The following is a 21785-nucleotide window of genomic DNA, read 5'->3' on the forward strand; positions in this document are numbered from 1 at the left end:
TCTGGTACAGGCCGCGCGTCATCAGCACGTCCGGGAAGGCCACGCCCGCGGCGTGCACGTCGATCACGACGCCGCCCGGGAAAGCCGCGGGCTCCGGGATTTCCACGATCTGAACCGCTTCCGGTCCTTCCAGCTTGCTGACCTGGGCTGCGCGCATGTGCTGACCTCTCTGTCCTCGCGACGGCATGATCCGCGCCGACGCCACACCGACAACATAACGGTCGCGGCTCGATGACGCCCATCGGCACCACCCGATTTTGCTATGCTGACCGCGACCTCACGGTCGGGCGGGAAGGGGGATTCATGGTCGAGCAAAACCAGCCGGGACCTGCGGCGACGATGCAGGTCGACCCGGCGGCGCTGCGCTCCTTCGCGCAGACGCTGCGCACCGAGGCCACATCGGTCACCGACCTCGGCGGGGCCGAGGCTTTCGGCGCCGCCGCCGGGGCGCTGCCCGGCACCGATTTCGGCCCGGCGGCCCAGCGCGCGAACGACGCCGCGCACCGCTGCCTGGAGCGGATCGGGTCCCGGCTCACCACGATCGCGGACAACCTGCACGACGCGGCGGGCAAGTACGAACTGGCGGAGGACGACTTCGCGGCGAAGCTGCGCGCGATCGGACTCCAGCTGCCATGACGCTCACCATCCCAGACGTCGCGAACTGGCAACCGGAACAGCTTTCGGCGGCGGGCGGGCTCGCCGAACAGATGTCGCAGGGCCTCGACACCGCCGTCGCCAAGGGCGCGGACGACACCTTGGCCCTCGCCGAGGCGAAGAAGTGGTCCGGCGCGGCGGGCGACGCCGCGAACGCCCGGATGCAGACGGAGAAGATTCGCGCCTCCGCGGTGAGCGCCGCCTTGCTCGAGCTGAAGACCGCGCTGACCGCACAGGTGCAGAACCTGACCGAGGCGCGAGCCAAGGTACTGAGCTTGCGCGACGACGCGCTGAACCAGACGCCGCCCTTCGACGTCGCGCCCAACGGCACCGTGGACGCCAAGACGCGGATCGACCGCCTGCGCGCGCACGCGGACAAGGCCGACGTGGAGGGACTCGTCTTCCAGGAAGCGCTGCAGGCGGCCTCGCGCACGTGGGAGCTCACCAACGCGCTGAAGACCGCCGAGGACGTGGCCGACCAGGCCAAGACCCAGGTCGAGAGCGCGGCAGCGAAATTGGAGGCGGCGTTCGCCGGGCTCGGTGAGCCGAGCGCGAACGTACCCGCCGCTCCCACCGCGCCCGTCGCCACCGCACCGGCGAGCACGTCGGGCACGCCGGTCGCGAGCCCCTCGGCGGACCGGCCGAGTCAGCTGATGTCGGGGTACGGCAACTCCGACTCGGGCTCGTCGTATCACGGTGGGCCGAGCTCGTCCGCGCCCACCGGCCCGCTGCCGAGCGGCGACGTCGCGCGATGGATCGCCGAGGCGAAGCAGAAGCTCATCGCGATGGGATACGCCCCAGAGGACATCGACGAACGGGCGATCGCGCTCATCATCCAGCACGAATCCGCGGGCAACCCGTACGCGGAGAACCGCTGGGACAGCAATTGGGTGGCCGGGCATCCGTCGAAGGGCCTGATGCAGACCATCGACAGCACGTTCAGCGCCTACAAAGCGCCCGGCCACGACGACATCTGGAACCCCGTCGACAACATCATCGCCGGGGTGCGGTACTCGATCGACCGCTACGGGTCGCTCGGCAACGTCCCCGGCGTCGCCGCCGTGAACTCCGGCGGCGCGTACCAGGGTTACTGAGCCAGCACGCCGCGGTGACCTGCACCTGAGCGGCGCCACGAACGGTCGCTGCCACTCGACGTACCCTCCCGCATACCGCAGCGGCGAGCGGAAGCCCCTATTTCTGCTGGCCCGAGTCCCGGCAGGCGGACTATTAAGGAGGTAGGGACGGCTCGACGCGAGGGTGTGACGTACGCCCCGTAAAGTCGTCACAACAGCACCGCATGAAGAAACGCGGCACACCGTGCAGCGCGAGGAGCACCAGTGTCACTCGATCAGCCACTCGCCCCGCTTCCCCAGGAGGGCATGGGCTTTGCTTCGGCGTGGCCCGTCCGGGCTGGTGATGTGGACCCCTACGACCGGTTGCGGTTCGATGCCATCGCCCGCTACCTGCAAGATATCGCCTGGGAAAACCTGCACAAGACGTTCTTTCACCGGACCGACCCGAACTGGATCATCCGCCGGACGGTCATCGATGTCATCCGGCCGATCCTGTGGCCGGACGAGGTGCAGCTGCTGCGGTGGTGCTCGGCGATGTCCACCCGGTGGACCAACATGCGCGTGCGGATCACCAGCGGAAACGGCGGATTGATCGAGACCGAGGGCTTCTGGATCAATATCAGCGAGTCCACCGGGATGCCCGCGCGAATCAGCGACGAGGGCCTGGCCTACCTCGCCCGCACCTCCAGCGAGCACCGCCTGCGGTGGCGGCCGTACCTGACCGACGCCACGCCGCCGGAGTCGGACACCGACCTGCCTTTCCCGGTGCGGGCCACCGACATCGACCAGTACAACCACGTCAACAACGCCTGTTACTGGCAGGCGGTGGAACAGTTCCTGGTCGAATACCCGAAGCTGCTCGCCGGGCCGCACCGCGCGGTGATCGAGTACGTCGCGCCGGTGCTGGCGCGTCAGCACGTGAGCGTGCGCAGCCGGTACGAGCCGGGTGACCGGACCGGGCAGCCGGTGCTGCGGCTGTGGTTCGTGGTCGGCGGGACCACCACGACGGTAGTCCGCATCATGCCGTTACCGGGCCAGCCCGCCTCTCCGAATTTTTAGGCTTCTTCCGCCTCTCCGCGTCTTCAGGCCGTACTGGTCACGGGCTCTGAAGTTACGTTCAGGTCCTGCGTTGGGTGCCGCTCGGTTTTCGGGCGTACCCGGTGAGTTACCCATGTCCTTGCGAGATCAGTCGGCCGGTTCTCGCCGAGACGATTCGCCCTGGCGGTGGCCACGGTAAATGAGCGACGGCCCGAAAGCCCGGTCGCCAGGCCCGCTCGCCCGCGGCATCCGCAGAGGCGCGATCGGCGCGTACTCATTCGATACGGCCGATACACGGGGCCGCGTCGGCACCGGTCAATGAGTGGAGCCAGTCGGTCGCAGGTGATCCGACCGGCGTCCTTATCCTCAGCCGCGAGCGGCTTTGAGCAGGTCCTCCCTGGTGGTGAACTTGACTCGGGGGCGGCCCGCGGACTTGCCCGCGGACTTCTCCGCCTGGTCGATCGCGCGCCAGCCCGCGCGGTCGACCAGGTCGGCCTGACGCTCGGCGAGCAGTGCCCGCAGCGCGGCGCGGTCGGCCTGCGGCGCGGCGAGTTTGCCCGCGGTGAAGTCGGCGAGCAGCAGCTCCACCGTCTCCTCGGAGTCGATCCGGTTCGAACCGATGACGCCGCGTGGGCCCCGCTTGATCCATCCGCTGACGTACACGCCGCTCAGCATCGTCCCGTCGTCGCCGATGACCCGGCCGTGCTCGTTCGGCACGACGCCGCGCCGCTCGTCGAACGGCAGCTCGCCGACCCGCTCGCCGCGGTAGCCGATCGACCGCAGCACCAGCGAGGTGTCGATGCTCTCGGTGCGATCGGTCGGCCGCGCCACGAGCTGACCGTCTTCCTCGAACAGCTCGTTGTGCACGATCTCGATGGCTTCGACCCGCTCGGCCCCGGTGAGCGCGGCGGGCGAAGTGAGGTAGCGGAACACGATCCGCTTGTTGCCTTCCGCCCGCCGCCCGCCGGCGTACTCCTTGGCCAGGGTGTACTTCAACGCCAGCGACGGCTCCACCTGCGGGTCGTCCACGATCGCCTGGCTGGCGTGGTCGAGCGCCAAGTCGGTGTCGTCCACGATCACGTCGACGCCCTTCAGGTGCGCCAGCGCCAGGAATTCGGGCGAGGTGTAGGCCGCCTGGAGCGGACCGCGCCTGCCGAGCACGACGACCTCGCGGATATTGCTCTGCCGCAAGGCGTCGAGCGCGTGGTCGGCGATGTCGGTCTTGGCGAGTTCGTCCGGGTCGACGGTCAGCACCCGCGCCACGTCCAGCGCGACATTGCCGTTGCCGACGATCACCGCACGCTCGCCGGACAGGTCGAAGGTCCGGTCGGCGAAGTCGGGGTGGCCGTTGTACCAGGCGACGAACTCGGTGGCGGAGTGGCTGCCCGGCAGGTCCTCGCCCGGGACGCCCATCTTCCGGTCGCTCGACGCGCCGACGGCGTAGATCACGGCGTGGTGGTGGCGCAGCAGTTCCTCGTGCGAGATGTGCGTGCCCACTTCGACGTTCAGGTAGTACTGCAACGTCTCGCGGCGGAACGCGGACTCGAACATGCCCGAGACCGTCTTGGTGCCGGGGTGGTCGGGCGCGACGCCCGCCCGGACCAGGCCCCACGGGGTCGGCAGCCGGTCGAACATCTCGATCTCCACGTCGGCCCTGCGCAGCAGTTCGTCGGCCGCGTAGCAGGCCGCGGGACCCGCGCCGACGATCGCGACGCGCAGCGTGCCCAGCTCCTTCGGCGGACGCGCCGGCGTGACGATCGGGTCGAAGTTCGATTCCAGCGGATGCCGTTGGAAATAGGCGGCATTGATGTCGCGGAACCGTGCCAGCGAAGCCGTCAGATCGTCCTCGGAGAAGATGGCCTCCACCGGGCACGCGTCGACACAGGCGCCGCAGTCGATACAGGTGTCGGGGTCGATGTAGAGCATTTCGGTCGTCGCGAACTCCGGCTGATCCGGAGTGGGACGGATGCAGTCGACCGGGCACTCGGAGACGCAGCTGGCGTCGTTGCAACAACGCTGCGTGATTACGTAGGCCATATTGTGCTGATCCTCGAAGAAGTACGTGGGCTGTGGCCACCCATGGGGTTGTGGTGGACAGATGAGCGGCGTCCGTCACGATCGCCACGGGGATCGCCCGGTGCAAGGCGTGATGTGATGCCGCTTTCAGTTTGCCTCGAGTGTGGTCGAGACCTCGCGCCCGGAGGCCTTACGGTATCCCCATGGCCCGGACTCTGATCCTCATGCGGCACGGCAAGTCGGCGTATCCGGAGGGCGTCGACGATCACGAGCGGCCGTTGGCGCCGCGCGGGCGGCGCGAGGCCGGGCTCGCGGGTCGGTGGTTGCGCGACACCCAGCCCGCCATCGACGCCGTGCGCTGTTCCACCGCCACGCGGACCCGCGAGACGCTGGCCGCCACCGGAGTCACCGCGCCGGTCGTCTTCGAAGCGGGCATCTACGAGGCCGCCCCGGAAACGCTCATGGAGCTGGTTCGGCTCAGTGACGACGACATCACGACCCTGCTGGTGATCGGCCACAGCCCGGGCATGCCGTGGACGGCGTGGGAACTGGCCGGTAATCGCGACAGCACGGCCGCCGTCGAACTCAGCCGGAGGTTCCCGACCTCGGCGCTGGCGGTGCTGCGTTTCGACCGCAGCTGGGCGGACGTCGACACGGGAACCGGCGAGCTGGTGCACTTCCACATTCCGCGCTGACCGCACGCAATGCGCGCTCGGTCAGCGCAGTAACTTGCCGCCCACCACGACGACTCCGCCGAGGATGAGCAGCAGCGCGAACGCGGCGAGACCGCCGAACAACCACCACACCACGCCGAGCGCCAGCGCGAACGGCGCGATCGCGACAGCGGTGATCACCGGACTCTCCTTGACCGCCGCCCAGGCCGAGCGAGCCCTGATCCGATCGATGTCCTTGCCAGGCATGTTCCCAGCGTAGGCCCTAATCCAGGACTTTGTCGGCGCACGGTGGAATGCTCGCCGGATGGACTGGAAAATCGAACTCGTCGCCATTCCGGTGACCGACGTAGACCGCGCCAAGGACTTCTACACCAAGATCGGCTTCCATGCCGATCACGACCACCGGGTGAACGAGAATCTGCGCTTCGTACAGCTGACTCCACCCGGTTCCGGCTGTTCCATCTGCCTGGGCGAGGGCCTCACCGAGGCGGCGCCGGGCAGCGTCGAAGGGATGCAGATGGTGGTCGCCAGCGCCGAGGACGCCTACCAGCAGTTGATCGCCGCCGGAGTGGACGCAACTCCGGTCCGCGACCTCGGCTGGGGCCTGTTCACCTTCTTCGCCGATCCGGACGGCAACAAGTGGGCCGTCCAGCAGCTGCCCGACTACAGCTGAGCGCACGGATTCTCGTTCCGCGGGAGATCGCCCCACCGGCGAGCGCTGGAGAATCGAAAACAACCCTTGCTTGGAGTGCACTCCAGGTGACTAGCGTCGTCGATGTTCAACGGGAAAGGCGAGTGCAATGAGCGTTCGAGAACCCAGCGCGATCGTGAACGAGACGGCGTCTCCCGCGAGCGGGCGCGAGGACCGTGAATTGCCGCGGTATTCGATCGGCGAGGTGTCCGAGCGCTCGGGGCTCAGCCGGGACACGCTGCGCTGGTACGAGCGGATCGGACTGATGGATTACATCGGCCGTGACCATTCCGGCAAGCGCCGGTTCAGCGACCGGGATCTGGAATGGCTGGCGCTGATCGGCCGCCTGCGCACGACCGGTATGTCCGTGGCGGACATGGTCCGCTACGCCGAACTGGTGCGGGCCGGCGACGCCACGCTCCCGCAGCGGCTGGAGATGTTCCGGGGCACCCGCGCAGACGTACTCGCCAAGATCGATGAACTTCGTCAGACCCTGGCCGTGCTGGACTACAAGATCGCCCTGTACGAGGGCAAAGTCGCGGCGGACCCGCCGGCCATGGTCATCGCGCACGACAGCGAAGGGATCAAGGTATGACAACGGTCGGCACGCTGCCCACCACCACGTTGGGCGCCGGCGGCATCCAGGTGGGGATCCAAGGCCTGGGTTGCATGGGGATGAGCGAGTTCTACGGGCCCAGCGATCTCACCGAATCCCGGGCCACCCTGGAGAGGGCGCTGGAGCTGGGCGTCACGCTGTTCGACACCGCCGACGTCTACGGCTCCGGGCACAACGAGGAGTTCCTCAGCGATTTCGTCCGCGCCGCGCGGGACCGGATCGTGCTCGCCACCAAGTTCGGCATCGTCCGCAAGGCGGATGATCCGGCCTACCGGGGCTTCGACAACTCCCCCGCCTACATCCGCGGCTCGGTGGAGGGCAGCCTGCGCAGGCTGCGGATCGACACCATCGATCTGTACTACCTGCATCGCAAGGACCCCGCCGTGCCGATCGAGGACACGGTCGGCGTGATGGCGGAACTGGTGCGGGAGGGCAAGGTACGCGCCCTCGGCCTGTCCGAAGTGACGGGCGCCGAATTGCGTGCCGCGCACGCGGTGCATCCGATCGCGGCCGTGCAGTCGGAATGGTCGCTGTTCTCCCGGGACGTCGAGCGCACCGTGGTGCCCGCGGCGGCGGAGCTGGGCGTCACGTTCGTGCCGTACTCACCGCTGGGTCGCGGCTTCCTCACCGGATCGTTCACCGGCTCCACCGACGTGAAGGACTTCCGTTCCTCGATGCCGCGCTTCTCCGGCGAGAACGCGGCCCGCAATGCCGAGCTGCTCGGCCCGCTGCGGGCCGTCGCCGAAGCACGCGGCATCACGTTGGCGCAGGTGGCGCTGGCCTGGGTGCACGCACAGGCCGGTGTGCACGACCTCGCGGTGGTCCCGATCCCCGGCACGCGCAGCCGGACCCGGCTCGCGGACAACGTGGCCGCCGCGACGATCGCGCTCACCGCCGACGAATTGGCGACGCTGGAGCCGATCGCGGGCCAGGTCGCCGGAACCCGGTACGCCGATATGTCTTTTACGTCGGCAGGCCGGGAATGAGCCCCACAGGAGACCAGGAGACGCCCATGTCGACGTTGACGCTCAACGTCCGGTTCACCGCCAACCCTGGCCGGGAGGCGGAATTGCGGGACCTGCTGCAAGGCATGATCGAACCGACTCTCGCGGAGAGCGGCTGCCTCCGGTACGAGCTCTACCTGCATCCCACCGACCCGAGCCGGATGGTGCTGCTGGAGGAGTGGACCGACGAGGCCGCCCTGGCCGCGCACTTCCGGACGCCCCACCTGAAGGCATTGGCGACGGCGTTGGAGGACGTCCTGGTGGAACCGTTTCAACTGCGGCGGTTCACCGAGATCGGGTGATGCGCGGTGGTCCGGCGTTGCCCGGCAGCGCCGGACCAGCACGGTGGAGCAGCCACCGCGACCCGCCCGCAAACTCGGACTGAAGTCCGCTTATCCCACGGCCCGCGCTGCGCCGTTCACCGGCGAGGGCTAACATCCCACGAATATGAGGGCCGAAGCACCGCGTGATCGCGTCTGGATCGACAAGCAGACGCCGACCGCGTTCCGCGCGCTGAACAGTGTCGCGAACGAGGTCAGGGCCGCCGCGGCGGCGGTGGGGCTGGATCGCCGGATCGTCGAACTGGTCAATCTGCGCGTCTCCCAGCTCAACGGCTGTGCGTACTGCCTGGACGTGCACTACCGCGCCGCTTTGGCGGCCGGCGCCACCGAGCAGGAGATCGCGGTGCTGCCCGGGTGGCGGCGCGGCGGCCCGTACACCCCGTTCGAGCGGGCCGTGCTGGCGATCGCGGAGGTCACGGCGACGCTTCCGGGCGAAGACGCCATCGAGCGCGCGTACGCTTCGGCTCGCCGGTATCTGACCGATGATCAGCTGTCTGTCGTCATCTGGGTGGCCACCACGATCGGCGCGTTCAACCGGGTCTCGATTCTCAGCGAACATCCGGTTCGCGCACGGAAGGAGAAGGGAACCATGACCGAAGCAGCTTCGGAATCCAAGGTCGTCCGCAATGACGAGCGGCACCGCTACGAGGTGTTCCACGGCGGCGAACTGGCCGGCTTCGCCGACTACGAGGAACGCGGCGACGAGACGGTGTTCACCCACACCGAGATCGACGGCGCGTTCTCCGGCAAGGGCCTCGGCTCCGTTCTGGCCGAACACGCGATCGAGGACGCCGTCGCCCGCGAGCGCGTGATCCGGCCGGTGTGCCCGTTCATCAAGTCCTATCTGGACAAGCACCCGCAGTACGACGCGCACGTGATCGGCAAGGGCGTCACTCGGTGAGCGATCTGGACGCACGTCCGGCCGAGACGCTCTGCGAACCCGCGCCGGGACCCGGCCCGGTCGCGGAGCTGTATCCGGCGCGTGAGGTGCCGCTCGGCGGTGTGCGCGGGGTCTTCGTCGAACGCGTACTGCCCCAGCGCGATCTGCCGACCGTCGGCGCGTGGTGCTTCCTCGACCACTTCGGCTCGCCGACGGTCACCAAGACCAGCGCGCCGCCGGACATCGATCCGCATCCGCACATCGGCCTGCAAACGGTGACCTGGCCGTTCGAGGGCCGCATCCGGCATCGCGACTCGGTCGGCTCGGACGTGCGGATCGCACCCGGCCAGCTGAACCTGATGACCTCCGGGCGCGGCATCGCGCATTCCGAGTACGCGGTCGACGGCGCGCCGGCCGGGCACGGCCTACAGCTGTGGATCGCGCTGCCCGGCGACCGCACCGGCATCGCCCCGCACTTCGAGCAGCATCGCGAGCTGCCGATCGTCGAGGCACCCGGCCTCCGGGCGATCGTGCTCATCGGCTCGCTGGCCGGGGCGACCTCGCCCGCGACCGCCTACACACCGATCGTCGGCGCCGACGTGCGGTTGGAGCCGGGAGCCGACGTCGCCCTCCCGCTCGACCCTCGTTTCGAGCACGCGGTGCTGATGATCGAGGGAGACGTCACGGTCGCGGACACCCTGCTCGCACCCGGTCCACTGCTGTATCTGGGCACCGAGCGCGACGAACTCCGGCTCCGCAGTGCCGGTGGCGCGCACTTCGCGCTGATCGGCGGCGAGCCTTTCGGCGAGGAGCTGGTGATGTGGTGGAACTTCGTCGGACGCAGCCACGAGGACATCGTCGCGGCTCGGGAGGATTGGGAGAACCACGACGTCGCGCGATTCGCCGACATCGCGGGACACACTCCGCAGCAGCGCATTCCCGCCCCACCGCTGCCCGGGCTGCATCTGAAGCCCCGCAAGCGCCGCATCGGCCCGGCCCGAGACCTCTAGCGGCGCAACTCGATCCGGCTACACGCGCCGCGCACCGGCGCCGCCGTCGATCGGCGTCACCCCCACCTCTCGACTCGGCCCGCGTCCGCTGGTCGCGGTAAAGTCCGATCACCACAAGGACTTTGGTGGGAGGGGGTTTCGGTGGACGACTCGACGCAGCGGGTGATGGCTGCGCGCGAGGCCGTGATAAAACTGGTTCCGTCGCCCTGGAACAGAGAGAGGTTCCTGACCGCCCTGGGCGAGTGGCGCGGGCGGCCCATCGAGCTTCTGCCGGTCGCTTCGGCACTTCTGCCGGGAGCTTTGGAACCTGGACGCGGCACACCGTGCGGGCTGTGGCTGGAGTGCGCGGACGTCGACGTGATCGCCTACGCCGCCGGTACGACCGATTTCCATATCGACCAGATCATCGCGCACGAGACCGGCCATATGGTGCTCGATCACAACGCCGGGTCGGCGGCGCTGACCGGGATCCAACAGCTCCTGCCGAGCATCGATCCGGCCCTGGTTCAGCGGGTGCTCGGACGCAGCGAGTTCGCCGACCACCAAGAGGACGAGGCCGAACTGTTCGCGGACCTGCTGCTGTCCGGCGTCTCGCGCTGGCGCTCGTCGCGGCCGATGCGTTCGTTCTGGGGCGGTGAAGGGTGACCTCTTCGGCCCCACCGGTCATCGCGTGGCTGATCATCACCGGCAGCGCGGCAGCGGCCTTGCTGCGGCTGGTGTGGCTGCACGACCGGGCACGGCCCAGCGAACGCCACGTGACCTACGCCCTGATCTGCGCGGTGATCGCGGCACTCCTGCGCGAAGGGGCCGTACAGCGCGCGCTCGCCGACGCGGGCCTGCTCAGCGTCGGCTTCACCAGGCAACTCGGGACCACGTTCATCGTCGCGACCTTCGCGCCGCTGATCGTGCTGGCGCAATCGTGGTCGGAACGGTGGTCGGAGCAGGAGTCCGAAAGCTACCGGCGGATGCGCCGGGCCGTCTGGGGCGCGGCGGGCGTCTCGATGGCGCTGATGCTGCTGCTCGGCGCGCACGCCCGGGCGCTGGGGCAGTACATCGACCGGACCGAGGGGTGGCAGACGGTCGCCTACTTCGCGTTCTTCTCCGGCTGGTGCGGCGCGACGGGCCTGCTGGTGTTCGCGGCCAGCGTCCGGGAACTGCGCGCGGGCCAGTTGCGCCCTTCCCACAAGCTCACATACCTGCTGATCCTGATCGTCGGTGGGTGGACGCTGGAAGAGGCCGTCTCCATCTTCGCCAGCTCGGTCTGCGCGGCGACCGGAACGGGTGCGGCGTTCGTCGACTTCCGGTTCCGCGCCAACGAGAACAACTTCGTGTACATGGTCGGCCTCGGCTCGCTGGCCGCGGGCGTCCGGGTGGGCACCGAGATCGCGCGCAGGCTGGGCATCGACTCGGCCTCGCGAACCGTACGGCAGCTGACGCCGATGTGGCGCGATCTGGTGACCACGTGCGCCGAGATCCCGCGCCCGTCGCAAGCCGACCCCGACCCGGACCCGCGGCGGCGCCTGCACCGGATGACGGTGGAGATCCGAGACGCGCTGCTCGTGCTCGGGCGATTCGCCGAGCCGTTACCGGCCGACGTGCCCGCCGACGCCGCCGAGGCGGTACAGATCGCGCGCGCCCTGCATCGCAAAGCCGATGGCGCGCAGCCCGGTTCCTATCTTCGGCTGCACGCCTCGGCGCCCGGTCGCGACATCGTCGACGAGACTCGTACGCTGCGCCGTATCGCGCGGCATTGGGGCCCGGCACAGACCTACCTTCGCGCACAACTGGACGGAGCAAGATGACCACGACGAACTCCCCGCGTCGAATCCGGGCGAGCGACCGGGAACTGCCGCATCCGCCGTTCCGGCTGCCGATCGCCGGTGACGTATGGGATCTGCACGTCACCGACAGCAGTCAATGGGGAATGCGCGGCGCGCAGAAGTACGGCGGGATCTACGAGCGCAACATCTTCGGCACCCGCGTGACCTACGTGTCTGATCCGGACCTGTTGCGCGAGATCAACGACGACGCGCTGTGGGCCAAATTCCTGGGTGTGCCGATCCGGGACCTGCGGACCGTCGCCGGTGACGGGCTGTTCACCGCGCACAACTCCGAACCGAACTGGGCCAGAGCCCACGCCATCCTCGCGCCGTCGTTCACCGCGGCCGCCATGCGCGGATACCACGCCACCATGCGGGCCTGCGCCGCCGAACTCGTCGAGTACTGGACGGCCCGAGCAGGCGAGTGGGTCGACGTCCCCGCCGACACCAACAAGGTCGCGCTGGAGGTCATCGGGCGGACTGCGTTCGGCTACGAATTCGAGTCGTTCACCCGCACCGACCCACACCCCGTGGTCGCCGCGATGCTGCGGGCCCTCACCTACATCAACCGCGCCGCCTACTCGCATCCGCTCGTCGAACGCACGGTGTTCCGCGAGCAGCGCGCTCAGCACCGGCGAGACGTGGAACTGGTCAACGAAACGATCGATGAGGTGATCGCGCGGCGTCGGCGAGAAGGCGCCGGCGCGCACGGGGACCTGCTGGACCGGATGCTGACCGTGCCGGACCCGGAAACGGGAAAGCTGCTCGACCCGACGAATGTCCGGCACCAGATCCTCACGTTCCTCACCGCGGGGCACGAGACCACCGCGGGCGTCCTGGCGTTCGCGCTGCACTACCTGTCGACGGACCCGGCGATCGCCGCTCGGGCCCGACAGGAGATCAACGAGGTCTGTGGCGGTGACGACCCAGCTTTCGAGCAGGTCGCGAAACTGCGCTACCTGCGGCGCATCGTGGACGAGACCCTTCGGCTGTGGCCCACGGCTCCGGGGTATTTCCGCAAGGCCCGCGCGGACACGATGCTCGGCGGGCGTTATCCGTTCGAGAAGAACGAGTGGGTCTTCATCGTGCTGCTCCAGCTGCACCGGCACGAGCTGTGGGGTGGCGATCCCGAACAGTTCGATCCCGACCGCTTTCTTCCCGAGCGCGTGCGCGGCCGCCATCCCGAGGTGTACCGCCCGTTCGGCGTGGGCATGCGCGCCTGCATCGGCCGTCAATTCGCGCAGCACGAGATGGTGCTGATCCTGGCCACGCTGCTGCGCACCTTCGATCTGACCCCGGACCCCGATTACGAATTGCGCGTCAAAGAGACGATCACCTTGAAGCCGGATCGCTTGCGTCTCAGGGTTTCCCGGCGCGACCGCTAGTCCGCCCGCGTCTCGGCTCCGGTCACGCGTCGCAAGATCGGAGCCGAGACGTCCGGCACTCAGCCGCGCGCCAGCAGTGCGTCGAGTGCGCGGTAGCTCTCGTTGAGCCCGGTCTCCATACCCGACTGGAGCATGCCGTCCCGCTCCTGCGGCGTGTGGAACTGGCTGTCGGTGACCACCTTGGTGCGACCGTCACCGAGATCGACGAAGCTGACGCTGTCGATCGCGACATGGGCGGGCATGCCGTCCCACTCGAAGGAGTACACGATGCGCTCCTGCGGGGTGACCTCACGGAAACGGCCCTCGAAACCGTGCGATCCGTCGTCGGCGTGCTCGACGAAACGCCAGTGCCCGCCCGGGCGGAACTCCCAGCGCTCGATATCGAGCCGGTTGCCCCGTCCCCACCACTGGGCGAGCTGCTCGAGCCTGCTGTAGGCCTGCCACACCCGCTCGCGCGGGGCGTCGAAGATCCGCTCGATGTGGATCGCGCGGTCGCTGTCCGCCGTGACGACGGCGTCGTTCGTGGTTGTGCTCATCGGTCCTGCTCCGTTCGCTCGAGGAATGCGCCGAGACGGTCCATCCGTGCTTCCACCATCCGCCGGTAGCCCTGCATCCAGGCCACTTCGCGGTCGAAGACGTTCTCGCCGAGGCAGCAGTACCGCACCCGGCCCCGCTTCTCCGTGACCACCATGCCCGCCGCCTCCAGCAGCTGGATGTGCTTCTTGACGCCGGTGAGCGTCATCTCGAAGCGCTCCGCCAGCTCGCTGACGGTCGCGGGCCCACTGCCGAGGCGTTCCAGGATCCCACGCCGGGTGGGGTCCGCGAGCGCCCCGAAGGAGGCATCCAGGAAGTCATACTGAACCATCTAGTTCAGTGTTGCGCATCGAGATCGGGCCGTCAAGAGGGAATCCACACCGTTTCGCCACCCAACCCGCCAATGGCTACGACCGGAGGCTACGGCCGCATCGGTCGGCCGAGCCGCGCACACCGCAGTGGCACAGGGACTTTCGCGGCCATCTCGGCACGAAACTGTCACCTGCCTCTTCTGCTCCGGGCCGCCGGACGGTATCTTTTCGGACGAACCGGACACGGGGGCGTCAGACGGAAAAGAGCACGATGAGGATCTACCGATTCACCGCGACCGCGCTGGTCGCGCTGGCGGCCACCGCACTAACGACGAGCGCCGCACACGCACAGCCCGCGCCCGCCGACGCGCCCCTCGACCTGCGGGGCTCGTTCCACCAGATCGCCTACGAGGTCGCCGCCACCGATGACCGGCGCGCGGCCGTGGCCACCATTCAGGACGGGACGTTCGCATCGGCCCACGACGGCCGGGTGGTGACGGTCTCCGATCGCGAGGGCAACGTGGTGGCCGCGCTGCCGATGACGCTGCGCATCGGCGATCAGCGCGTGGCGCTGCGACCCGTGCTCGAGGACGGGGGCCACCGGCTCACCGTCGCACCGGTCACGATGACCGACGCGCCGCTGCGCGATATCAGCGCCCAGGAGCGGTTCTACGCCGAGGCCGAGAAGGCCATGCCGACCATCCTGGCGGGCGCGGGCATCGGCGCCGCCATCGGTTTCATCGTCGGATTCCCGCTCGGCTTGTTCGTGCTCGACTTCATCACGGTGCCCGCCGCCGCGGTGGCGGGCGCGGCGATCGGCGCGATGGCCGGATACGTCGTCGGCGGTGGGCAGCCGGCCGTCGACGCGGCGCTCGAGTACGTCACCGCGCCCTAGTCGAGCCTGTCCGCGGGCGTCAGCCGCTGCGTGCCGATCACCCGCAGCAGGTCCAGCTTCTCGGCCGCGTCCGTGCCCGGGCGCGGCAGGTAGACCAGTAGGCGCTGGGCGGCGTTGGGGGTGAGCAGCGTTTCGCAGACGGTGTCGATCAGGCCGACCTGTGGATGCCGGATGCGCTTGGTATCCGAAAGCCGCACGGCCACCTGGTGTTCGTCCCAGAGCCGGTCGAACTCGGCGCTGGCGGAACGCAGCTCGGCGACCAGCTCGGTCACGTCCACGTCACCCGCGCGGCGCGCGGCCGTGGCACGCAGATCGGCGACATGGTTGCGGCCGAGCCGATCCCAGTCCTCCTGCGGGAAGACGGCGCGCGCCGAAGGGTCGGTGAACCAGCGGTATGCGTAGTACCGATCCCACCCATGACGGTCGCCGTGATCGCCGACGAGCAGGGTGTGCATCCGGTTCTGCACCAGCACCTCGCCGAGATCGGTGACGACGGTGGCCGCGGTGTCGTCCAATTTGGCGAGCAGGTGCATCAGGCCGGGACCCACGTGCTTGTCGGTCGCCTCGCGTCCCGGCGGCGCGTGGTCGCACAGGTGGTAGAGGTGATCGCGTTCGTCGTTGTCGAAACGCAGGGCGCGTGCGAGCGAGGCGAGGACCTGCGTGGACGGACGCGGGCCGCGTGACTGCTCGAGCCGGGTGTAGTAGTCCGTCGACATGCCCGCCAGCAGCGCCACCTCGTCGCGGCGCAGCCCCGGCGTGCGCCGCCGCACCCCCGGCGGCAGCCCGACGTCGGCGGGCGTGAGCTGCTCGCGGCGGCGGCGCAGGAAATCGGCGAGTTCGGCGCGGTCCATGCCTCCACTGTCCCGGGAAACCGCGCGCTCAGCCAGGGATCGCCGCTCCCCCGATAGACGATCTCTCCCGTGCCGATTCCGCCCGGTTCAGGCTGGGTTCATGACGACAACGAAGATCCACGAAGTACAACTCGGGGCCACCGGTCCGACCGTCGGGCGGATCGGGCTCGGCGCGATGAGCATGTCCGGCGCGTACGGCGCGACCGACGACGTCGAGTCGACCGCGACCATCCACGCGGCGCTGGACTCCGGCGTCAACCTGATCGACACCGGCGACTTCTACGGCGCGGGGCACAACGAGCTGCTGATCGGCAAGGCCATCGCGCAACGCCCGCGCGAGGATGTAGTGCTGAGCGTGAAGTTCGGCGCGCTGCGCGATCCCGCCGGCGGCTTCGTGGGCGTGGACAACCGGCCCGCCGCGCTGCGCAACTTCCTGGCCTACAGCCTGCAGCGGCTCGGCGTCGACTACATCGACATCTACCGTCCCGCCCGGCTCGATCCGGACGTACCGATCGAGGACACCGTCGGGGCGATCGGCGAGCTGATCGAGGCCGGGTACGTGCGCCATGTCGGCCTGTCCGAAGTCGGGGCGGACACCATTCGGCGTGCGGCGGCCGTCCATCCCATCGTGGACCTGCAGATCGAGTACTCGTTGCTCTCCCGCGGCATCGAGGAGCGGATCCTTCCGGTCTGCCGCGAACTCGGCATCGGCGTCACCGCCTACGGGGTGCTCTCCCGGGGCCTGCTCAGCAACGCGATCCAGCCAGGAGCCGCTTTCGGCGCGAGCGATTTCCGCGCGCACAGCCCCCGCTTCCAGGGCGAGAACCTGGACCGGAATCTCGAACTGGTCCGCGCGCTCGAGCAGATCGCGGCAGGAAAAGACGCCTCGGTGGCGCAATTGGCCATCGCCTGGGCGCTGACGCGCGGGGAGAACATCGTGCCGCTGATCGGCACCCGCCGCCGTGAACGCTGGGCGGAAGCGGTGAGCGCGCTGGACCTCTCGCTCACCGCCGACGAGCTGTCCACCATCGAATCGGCCGTGCCCGCGGACCGGGTGGCCGGCGAACGCTACGCCGCGGCGCAGATGGCGATGCTCGACAGCGAGCGCTGAAGTCACATCCGGAGCGCGGCGACGAGCCGCGCTCCGGCCGGTGCGGCACGTGGAGCCGAGATACCCGATGGTCAGGATCGGCGCGGCCGGAGCACCGCGGTGAATACCGCCGCGGCGACCAGCTTTCCGCCGGAGTCGGTGATATCCACCGGCACGTCGAGTTCGAGCGGCACTCGGGCCTCGATATCCGCGCGCATCCTCGCCAACGTCTCGTCGGAGAACGCGGAAGCGGCACGGAACGGCCCCGCCTCCCCTTTGGCGCGGGCTTTGTATTCGATGCGGCCATCCTTGGCCACGATGAACGTGTCCCCCATCAGGTCCACGATTCCCGACACCGACGCACCCATCGCGGCGGTCTCCGCCATCCCGAACAACACGGCGGCGTGCAGATCCCCGTTGTGGTTCAAATGCTCTGCCCGCGGCGCGATCGACACCACGTTCCGCCCCGCCGCGAACTCCTCCCACTCGATCCCCGCGTACTGGATGAAACCCAGTTTCCGGAAACCGGCCACCACCAGATCACCCAGCGCCGCGCCGTCCATCGCCACCTCCAGAACCAGAACTGAAACCCGTTCTAATTTCCTACTGGCTCCGACTCCCTTTGTCCACCACTGAACCGATCGTCCCCATGGCGGACCCGCCACCGCGCAGCTGGTGCGCGAAAGCACTCGGCCCCCGCTCCAGACGGAGCGGGGGCCGAATGTCTTTGCGGCTGAGAACTACCGGTAGTCGCTGAACCCGTAGTCGTCGAGCGGAACCGCGGCGCCGGTGGTCTGACCGAAGCTGTCCGGGCTGTAGTAGGTGTCGTCGTAGGACGGCACCGCGTACGCGGCGGCACGGGCTTCCTCGGTCGGCTGCACCTGGATGTTCCGGTAGCGGTTGATACCGGTACCGGCCGGGATCAACTTACCGATGATCACGTTCTCCTTGAGGCCGATGAGCTTGTCGGAGCGGCAGTTGATCGCCGCGTCCGTCAGAACTCGGGTGGTCTCCTGGAAGGACGCCGCCGACAGCCACGAATCGGTGGCCAGCGACGCCTTGGTGATACCCATCAGCACCGGGCGACCCGCCGCGGGCTCGTTGCCCTCGGCGACGACGCGGCGGTTGGCGGCCTCGAACTCGGCACGCTCGGTGAGCGAGCCGGGCAGGAACTCCGTGGCGCCCGAATCGATGATCGTCACGCGACGCAGCATCTGGCGCACGATGACCTCGATGTGCTTGTCGTGGATCGACACACCCTGCGAGCGGTAGACCTCCTGGACCTCGTGGACCAGGTGGACCTGCACCTGACGGGGACCCATGATGCGCAGCACCTCGTGTGGATCCGCCGCGCCTTCCAGCAGCTGCTGGCCGACCTCGACGTGGTCGCCGTCCGAGAGCAGACGCTCGGTGCCGTCGTCGTGCTTGAACACACGCAGACGCTGCCGCTTCGAGAGCTTGTCGTAGACAACCTCTTCGCCACCGTCATCCGGGATGATGGTGATCTTGTAGAAGCGATCGTCGTCCTCCAGCCGCACGCGACCGGAGACCTCGGCGATGGGCGCCTTGCCCTTCGGCACGCGCGCCTCGAACAGCTCCTGCACGCGGGGCAGACCGCCGGTGATGTCGTCACCCGCGACACCACCCTGGTGGAAGGTGCGCATGGTCAGCTGGGTACCGGGCTCACCGATGGACTGCGCGGCGACGATACCGACGGCCTCACCGATGTCGACCAGCTTGCCGGTCGCCATGGAGCGGCCGTAGCAGGTCGCGCACACGCCGGTGCCGGTGGTGCAGGTCAGCACGGAGCGGACCTTCACCTCGGTGATGCCCGCCTCCAGCAGCGCCTCCAGCGCCGGATCGCCGAGGTCGGCGCCCTTCGCCACGATGACGTTGCCCTGCGCGTCGAGCGCGTCGGCCGCGAGCGTGCGCGCGTAGGTGGAGGTCTCCACGTGCGCGTCGCGGATGATCGAGCCGTCGAGCTGCTTCTCCGCGATCGGCACCACGATGCCGCGCTCGGTGCCGCAGTCGTGCTCGCGCACGATGACGTCCTGCGAGACGTCCACCAGACGACGGGTCAGGTAACCCGAGTCGGCGGTACGCAGCGCGGTGTCGGCCAGACCCTTACGAGCGCCGTGGGTGTTGATGAAGTACTCCAGAACCGTCAGGCCCTCACGGAAGGAGGACTTGATCGGCCGCGGGATGAACTCACCCTTCGGGTTCGTCACCAGGCCCTTCATACCGGCGAGGGTACGGGTCTGGGTGAAGTTACCCGTGGCGCCCGAGTCGACGATCGTGATGATCGGGTTGTCGGCCGGGTAGTGCGCGCGCAGCGCCTTACCGACCTCCTCGGTCGCCTCCTGCCAGATCTTGACCAGGGCGTTGTTGCGCTCCTGGTGATCGAGCGCACCACGCTGGTACTTCTTCTCGATCTGATCCGACTGCGCCTCGTAGCGCTCCATGATCTCGGCCTTCTCCGGCGGCACGAGCACGTCGGACATGGAGACCGTCACGCCCGAACGCGTGGCCCAGTAGAAGCCGGCGTCCTTGAGCTTGTCGACGGTCTGCGCGACCACGATCATCGGGTAGCGCTCGGCGAGATCGTTGATGATCGTCGCCTGACGCTTCTTCGGCATCTGCTCGTTGATGAACGCGTAGTCCGCGGGCAGCAGCTCGTTGAACAGCACCCGGCCCAGCGTGGTCTCGGTGATCCACGCGTCGCCGCGGCGCCAGCCCTCCGGGAACAGCTCCGCCTCGATGTCCTTCGGCGGGCGCTGGTCGGTCAGCCGGACCTTGATCAGCGAACGCACGGTGAGCTCACCGCGGTCCACGGCCATCTGCGCCTCGGCGGGCGAGGAGTACACGCCCTGCTCCGGAGCGTCCTTGGTGGCCGGCTGGTAGGAACCCTTCGCGCCCTCTTCCAGGCGGGTCAGGTAGTACAGGCCGGTCACCATGTCCAGACGCGGCATGGCCAGCGGGCGGCCCGAGGCGGGCGACAGGATGTTGTTCGACGACAGCATCAGGACGCGCGCCTCGGCCTGTGCCTCCGCCGACAGCGGCAGGTGCACGGCCATCTGGTCACCGTCGAAGTCGGCGTTGAACGCCTCACAGACCAGCGGGTGCAGCTGGATGGCCTTGCCTTCCACCAGCTGCGGCTCGAAGGCCTGGATACCGAGGCGGTGCAGGGTGGGCGCACGGTTGAGCAGCACCGGGTGCTCGGCGATGACCTCTTCGAGGACGTCCCACACCTGCGGCCGCTGCCGCTCCACCATCCGCTTGGCCGACTTGATGTTCTGCGCGTGGTTCAGGTCCACCAGGCGCTTCATCACGAACGGCTTGAACAGCTCCAGCGCCATCAGCTTGGGCAGACCGCACTGGTGCAGCTTCAGCTGCGGACCGACGACGATGACCGAACGGCCCGAGTAGTCGACGCGCTTGCCGAGCAGGTTCTGGCGGAACCGGCCCTGCTTGCCCTTGAGCAGGTCCGACAGCGACTTGAGCGGACGGTTGCCCGGTCCGGTGACCGGACGGCCGCGGCGGCCGTTGTCGAACAGGGCGTCGACGGACTCCTGCAGCATCCGCTTCTCGTTGTTGACGATGATCTCGGGCGCGCCGAGGTCGATCAGTCGCTTGAGACGGTTGTTGCGGTTGATCACGCGACGGTACAGGTCGTTCAGGTCGGAGGTGGCGAAGCGGCCACCGTCGAGCTGAACCATCGGGCGCAGCTCCGGCGGGATCACCGGAACGGCGTCGAGCACCATGCCCATCGGCGAGTTGCCGTTGGCCTGGAACGCCGCGACGACCTTCAGCCGCTTGAGCGCGCGCAGCTTCTTCTGGCCCTTGCCGGAGCGGATGGTCTCGCGCAGCGACTCGGCCTCGGCCTCGATGTCGAAGCTCTCCATCAGCTTCTGGATGGACTCCGCGCCCATCGCGCCGGTGAAGTACTCGCCGTAGCGGTCGACCAGCTCGCGGTAGAGCACCTCGTCGACGATGAGCTGCTTGGGCGCCAGCTTGGTGAAGGTGTTCCAGATCTCCTCGAGCCGGTCCAGCTCACGCTGGGCGCGGTCGCGCAGCTGGCGCATCTCCCGCTCGCCGCCGTCCTTGACCTTGCGGCGGACGTCGGACTTGGCGCCTTCGGCCTCCAGCTCGGCCAGGTCGGCCTCGAGCTTCTGGGCGCGGGCCTCGAGGTCGGCGTCACGCTGGTCGGCGACCGCCTTCTTCTCGACCTCCATCTCGGCCTCGAGCGTGGACAGCTCGTTGTGCCGCAGCTCCTCGTCCACCGCCACGATGACGTAGGCGGCGAAGTAGATGATCTTCTCCAGATCCTTCGGCGCCAGGTCGAGCAGGTAGCCCAGGCGCGAGGGCACGCCCTTGAAGTACCAGATGTGGGTGACCGGAGCGGCCAGCTCGATGTGGCCCATGCGCTCGCGGCGCACCTTGGCGCGAGTCACCTCGACGCCACAGCGCTCACAGATGATGCCCTTGAAGCGGACGCGCTTGTACTTGCCGCAGTAGCACTCCCAGTCCCGGGTGGGACCGAAGATCTTCTCGCAGAAAAGGCCGTCCTTCTCCGGCTTGAGCGTGCGGTAGTTGATGGTCTCCGGCTTCTTCACCTCGCCGTAGGACCACTGACGGATGTCGTCGGCGGTGGCGAGGCCGATCCGGAGTTCATCGAAGAAGTTGACGTCTAGCACGTAACTTCCTTTCCCCTGTGCGGGTCGAATTCGAGCAAAAGTTCACTAGTTGGTCAATCCGTTGCGGAAGCTGGATGCCGTGCCGTGACGGCATCCAGCCTTCGCCTAGTTCGCCAGATCGTCGACGGTGGCCGCTTCGTTCCTCGACAGGTTGATGCCCAGGTTGGCCGCCGCGCGCTCCAGATCCTCGTCGTCGCCGTCGCGCATC

The 21785-nt window shown here is 68.5% G+C and carries 22 protein-coding genes and 1 pseudogene; 15 read left to right on the plus strand and 8 right to left on the minus strand.

Translation table 11 applies throughout. The features are described from left to right. A pseudogene (locus tag ON27_RS44910) lies at positions 1-157 on the minus strand (NADPH:quinone oxidoreductase family protein); the annotation flags it as partial. A gap of 146 nt (positions 158-303) precedes the next feature. On the opposite strand from ON27_RS44910, the gene ON27_RS25325 reads away from it, so the two are divergent. From ON27_RS25325 to ON27_RS25335, 3 genes are all read left to right on the plus strand, one after another. Further along, a complete protein-coding gene (locus ON27_RS25325; protein ID WP_043733028.1) occupies positions 304-636 on the plus strand; it encodes a type VII secretion target in 333 nt (110 codons plus the stop codon). Then, entirely contained in the window at positions 633-1748 is a 1116-nt protein-coding gene (locus ON27_RS25330) for a transglycosylase SLT domain-containing protein (RefSeq protein ID WP_043732978.1), read from the plus strand. Before ON27_RS25325 ends, ON27_RS25330 begins: the two co-directional genes overlap by 4 nt. A 243-nt stretch (positions 1749-1991) precedes the next feature. Further along, the gene (locus tag ON27_RS25335; RefSeq protein WP_043732981.1) at positions 1992-2786 is read left to right on the plus strand and encodes an acyl-[acyl-carrier-protein] thioesterase; all 795 of its coding nucleotides are present in this window, start codon (positions 1992-1994) and stop codon (positions 2784-2786) included. 345 nt (positions 2787-3131) lie between these two features. On the opposite strand, the gene ON27_RS25340 is transcribed toward ON27_RS25335, so the two are convergent. Then, positions 3132-4802 carry an FAD-dependent oxidoreductase gene (locus tag ON27_RS25340; RefSeq protein WP_043732985.1) on the minus strand — a complete coding sequence of 557 codons (1671 nt, stop codon included), beginning with the start codon at positions 4800-4802 and terminating at the stop codon, positions 3132-3134. A 182-nt stretch (positions 4803-4984) separates the two neighbouring features. Here ON27_RS25340 and ON27_RS25345 point away from each other — a divergent pair, with 182 nt between their 5' ends. Further along, the gene (locus ON27_RS25345; protein WP_043732987.1) at positions 4985-5476 is read left to right on the plus strand and encodes a SixA phosphatase family protein; all 492 of its coding nucleotides are present in this window, start codon (positions 4985-4987) and stop codon (positions 5474-5476) included. Positions 5477-5497: 21 nt separating this feature from the next. Here the strand turns inward: ON27_RS25345 and ON27_RS25350 are convergent, their stop codons facing one another. Then, the gene (locus ON27_RS25350) at positions 5498-5701 is read right to left on the minus strand and encodes a hypothetical protein (protein ID WP_043732990.1); all 204 of its coding nucleotides are present in this window, start codon (positions 5699-5701) and stop codon (positions 5498-5500) included. A gap of 58 nt (positions 5702-5759) precedes the next feature. On the opposite strand from ON27_RS25350, the gene ON27_RS25355 reads away from it, so the two are divergent. The 9 genes from ON27_RS25355 (at position 5760) to ON27_RS25395 (ending at position 13202) form a co-directional block, all read left to right on the plus strand. Continuing rightward, positions 5760-6128 (plus strand): VOC family protein, encoded by a 369-nt coding sequence (locus ON27_RS25355; protein ID WP_043732993.1) that lies wholly within the window; start codon positions 5760-5762, stop codon positions 6126-6128. A gap of 127 nt (positions 6129-6255) precedes the next feature. Next, entirely contained in the window at positions 6256-6741 is a 486-nt protein-coding gene (locus ON27_RS25360; RefSeq protein ID WP_051046986.1) for a MerR family transcriptional regulator, read from the plus strand. Continuing rightward, entirely contained in the window at positions 6738-7748 is a 1011-nt protein-coding gene (locus tag ON27_RS25365) for an aldo/keto reductase (protein WP_043732996.1), read from the plus strand. Before ON27_RS25360 ends, ON27_RS25365 begins: the two co-directional genes overlap by 4 nt. A gap of 26 nt (positions 7749-7774) precedes the next feature. Next, positions 7775-8068 (plus strand): putative quinol monooxygenase, encoded by a 294-nt coding sequence (locus tag ON27_RS25370; protein ID WP_043732999.1) that lies wholly within the window; start codon positions 7775-7777, stop codon positions 8066-8068. Positions 8069-8213: 145 nt separating this feature from the next. Next, complete coding sequence (locus tag ON27_RS25375; RefSeq protein WP_043733002.1) at positions 8214-9008, plus strand: GNAT family N-acetyltransferase; 795 nt, start codon at positions 8214-8216, stop codon at positions 9006-9008. Continuing rightward, the gene (locus tag ON27_RS25380; protein WP_043733004.1) at positions 9005-9997 is read left to right on the plus strand and encodes a pirin family protein; all 993 of its coding nucleotides are present in this window, start codon (positions 9005-9007) and stop codon (positions 9995-9997) included. The genes ON27_RS25375 and ON27_RS25380 overlap by 4 nt, the downstream gene beginning before the upstream one ends. Positions 9998-10138: 141 nt before the next feature. Next, positions 10139-10642 carry a hypothetical protein gene (locus ON27_RS44915; RefSeq protein WP_245560116.1) on the plus strand — a complete coding sequence of 168 codons (504 nt, stop codon included), beginning with the start codon at positions 10139-10141 and terminating at the stop codon, positions 10640-10642. Next, positions 10639-11799, plus strand: coding sequence for an MAB_1171c family putative transporter (locus tag ON27_RS25390; RefSeq protein ID WP_043733007.1), 1161 nt, complete (start codon positions 10639-10641; stop codon positions 11797-11799). Before ON27_RS44915 ends, ON27_RS25390 begins: the two co-directional genes overlap by 4 nt. Continuing rightward, positions 11796-13202 (plus strand): cytochrome P450, encoded by a 1407-nt coding sequence (locus ON27_RS25395; protein WP_051046987.1) that lies wholly within the window; start codon positions 11796-11798, stop codon positions 13200-13202. Before ON27_RS25390 ends, ON27_RS25395 begins: the two co-directional genes overlap by 4 nt. Before the next feature lie 59 nt (positions 13203-13261). On the opposite strand, the gene ON27_RS25400 is transcribed toward ON27_RS25395, so the two are convergent. After that, a complete protein-coding gene (locus ON27_RS25400; RefSeq protein ID WP_043733010.1) occupies positions 13262-13738 on the minus strand; it encodes an SRPBCC family protein in 477 nt (158 codons plus the stop codon). Next, entirely contained in the window at positions 13735-14067 is a 333-nt protein-coding gene (locus ON27_RS25405; RefSeq protein WP_043733012.1) for an ArsR/SmtB family transcription factor, read from the minus strand. The genes ON27_RS25400 and ON27_RS25405 overlap by 4 nt, the downstream gene beginning before the upstream one ends. 251 nt (positions 14068-14318) lie before the next feature. Between ON27_RS25405 and ON27_RS25410 the strand changes: the two genes are divergently transcribed. Then, positions 14319-14942 (plus strand): DUF8020 domain-containing protein, encoded by a 624-nt coding sequence (locus ON27_RS25410; RefSeq protein WP_043733014.1) that lies wholly within the window; start codon positions 14319-14321, stop codon positions 14940-14942. On the opposite strand, the gene ON27_RS25415 is transcribed toward ON27_RS25410, so the two are convergent. Continuing rightward, positions 14939-15793, minus strand: coding sequence for a helix-turn-helix transcriptional regulator (locus ON27_RS25415; RefSeq protein WP_043733017.1), 855 nt, complete (start codon positions 15791-15793; stop codon positions 14939-14941). The genes ON27_RS25410 and ON27_RS25415 overlap by 4 nt on opposite strands. Positions 15794-15893: 100 nt before the next feature. Here ON27_RS25415 and ON27_RS25420 point away from each other — a divergent pair, with 100 nt between their 5' ends. Next, on the plus strand, positions 15894-16904 hold the full coding sequence (locus ON27_RS25420) for an aldo/keto reductase (protein ID WP_043733020.1): 1011 nt from the start codon (positions 15894-15896) through the stop codon (positions 16902-16904). Positions 16905-16975: 71 nt separating this feature from the next. Here the strand turns inward: ON27_RS25420 and ON27_RS25425 are convergent, their stop codons facing one another. Both ON27_RS25425 and ON27_RS25430 read right to left on the minus strand, forming a co-directional pair. Beyond that, positions 16976-17446, minus strand: a complete 471-nt coding sequence (locus ON27_RS25425) for a PaaI family thioesterase (RefSeq protein ID WP_043733022.1) — start codon at positions 17444-17446, stop codon at positions 16976-16978. Positions 17447-17623: 177 nt separating this feature from the next. After that, on the minus strand, positions 17624-21577 hold the full coding sequence (locus ON27_RS25430; RefSeq protein ID WP_043733025.1) for a DNA-directed RNA polymerase subunit beta': 3954 nt from the start codon (positions 21575-21577) through the stop codon (positions 17624-17626). Positions 21578-21785 lie beyond the last annotated feature (208 nt).

This window comes from Nocardia asiatica NBRC 100129 (genome assembly GCF_000308415.1).
GTDB lineage: Bacteria > Actinomycetota > Actinomycetes > Mycobacteriales > Mycobacteriaceae > Nocardia > Nocardia asiatica.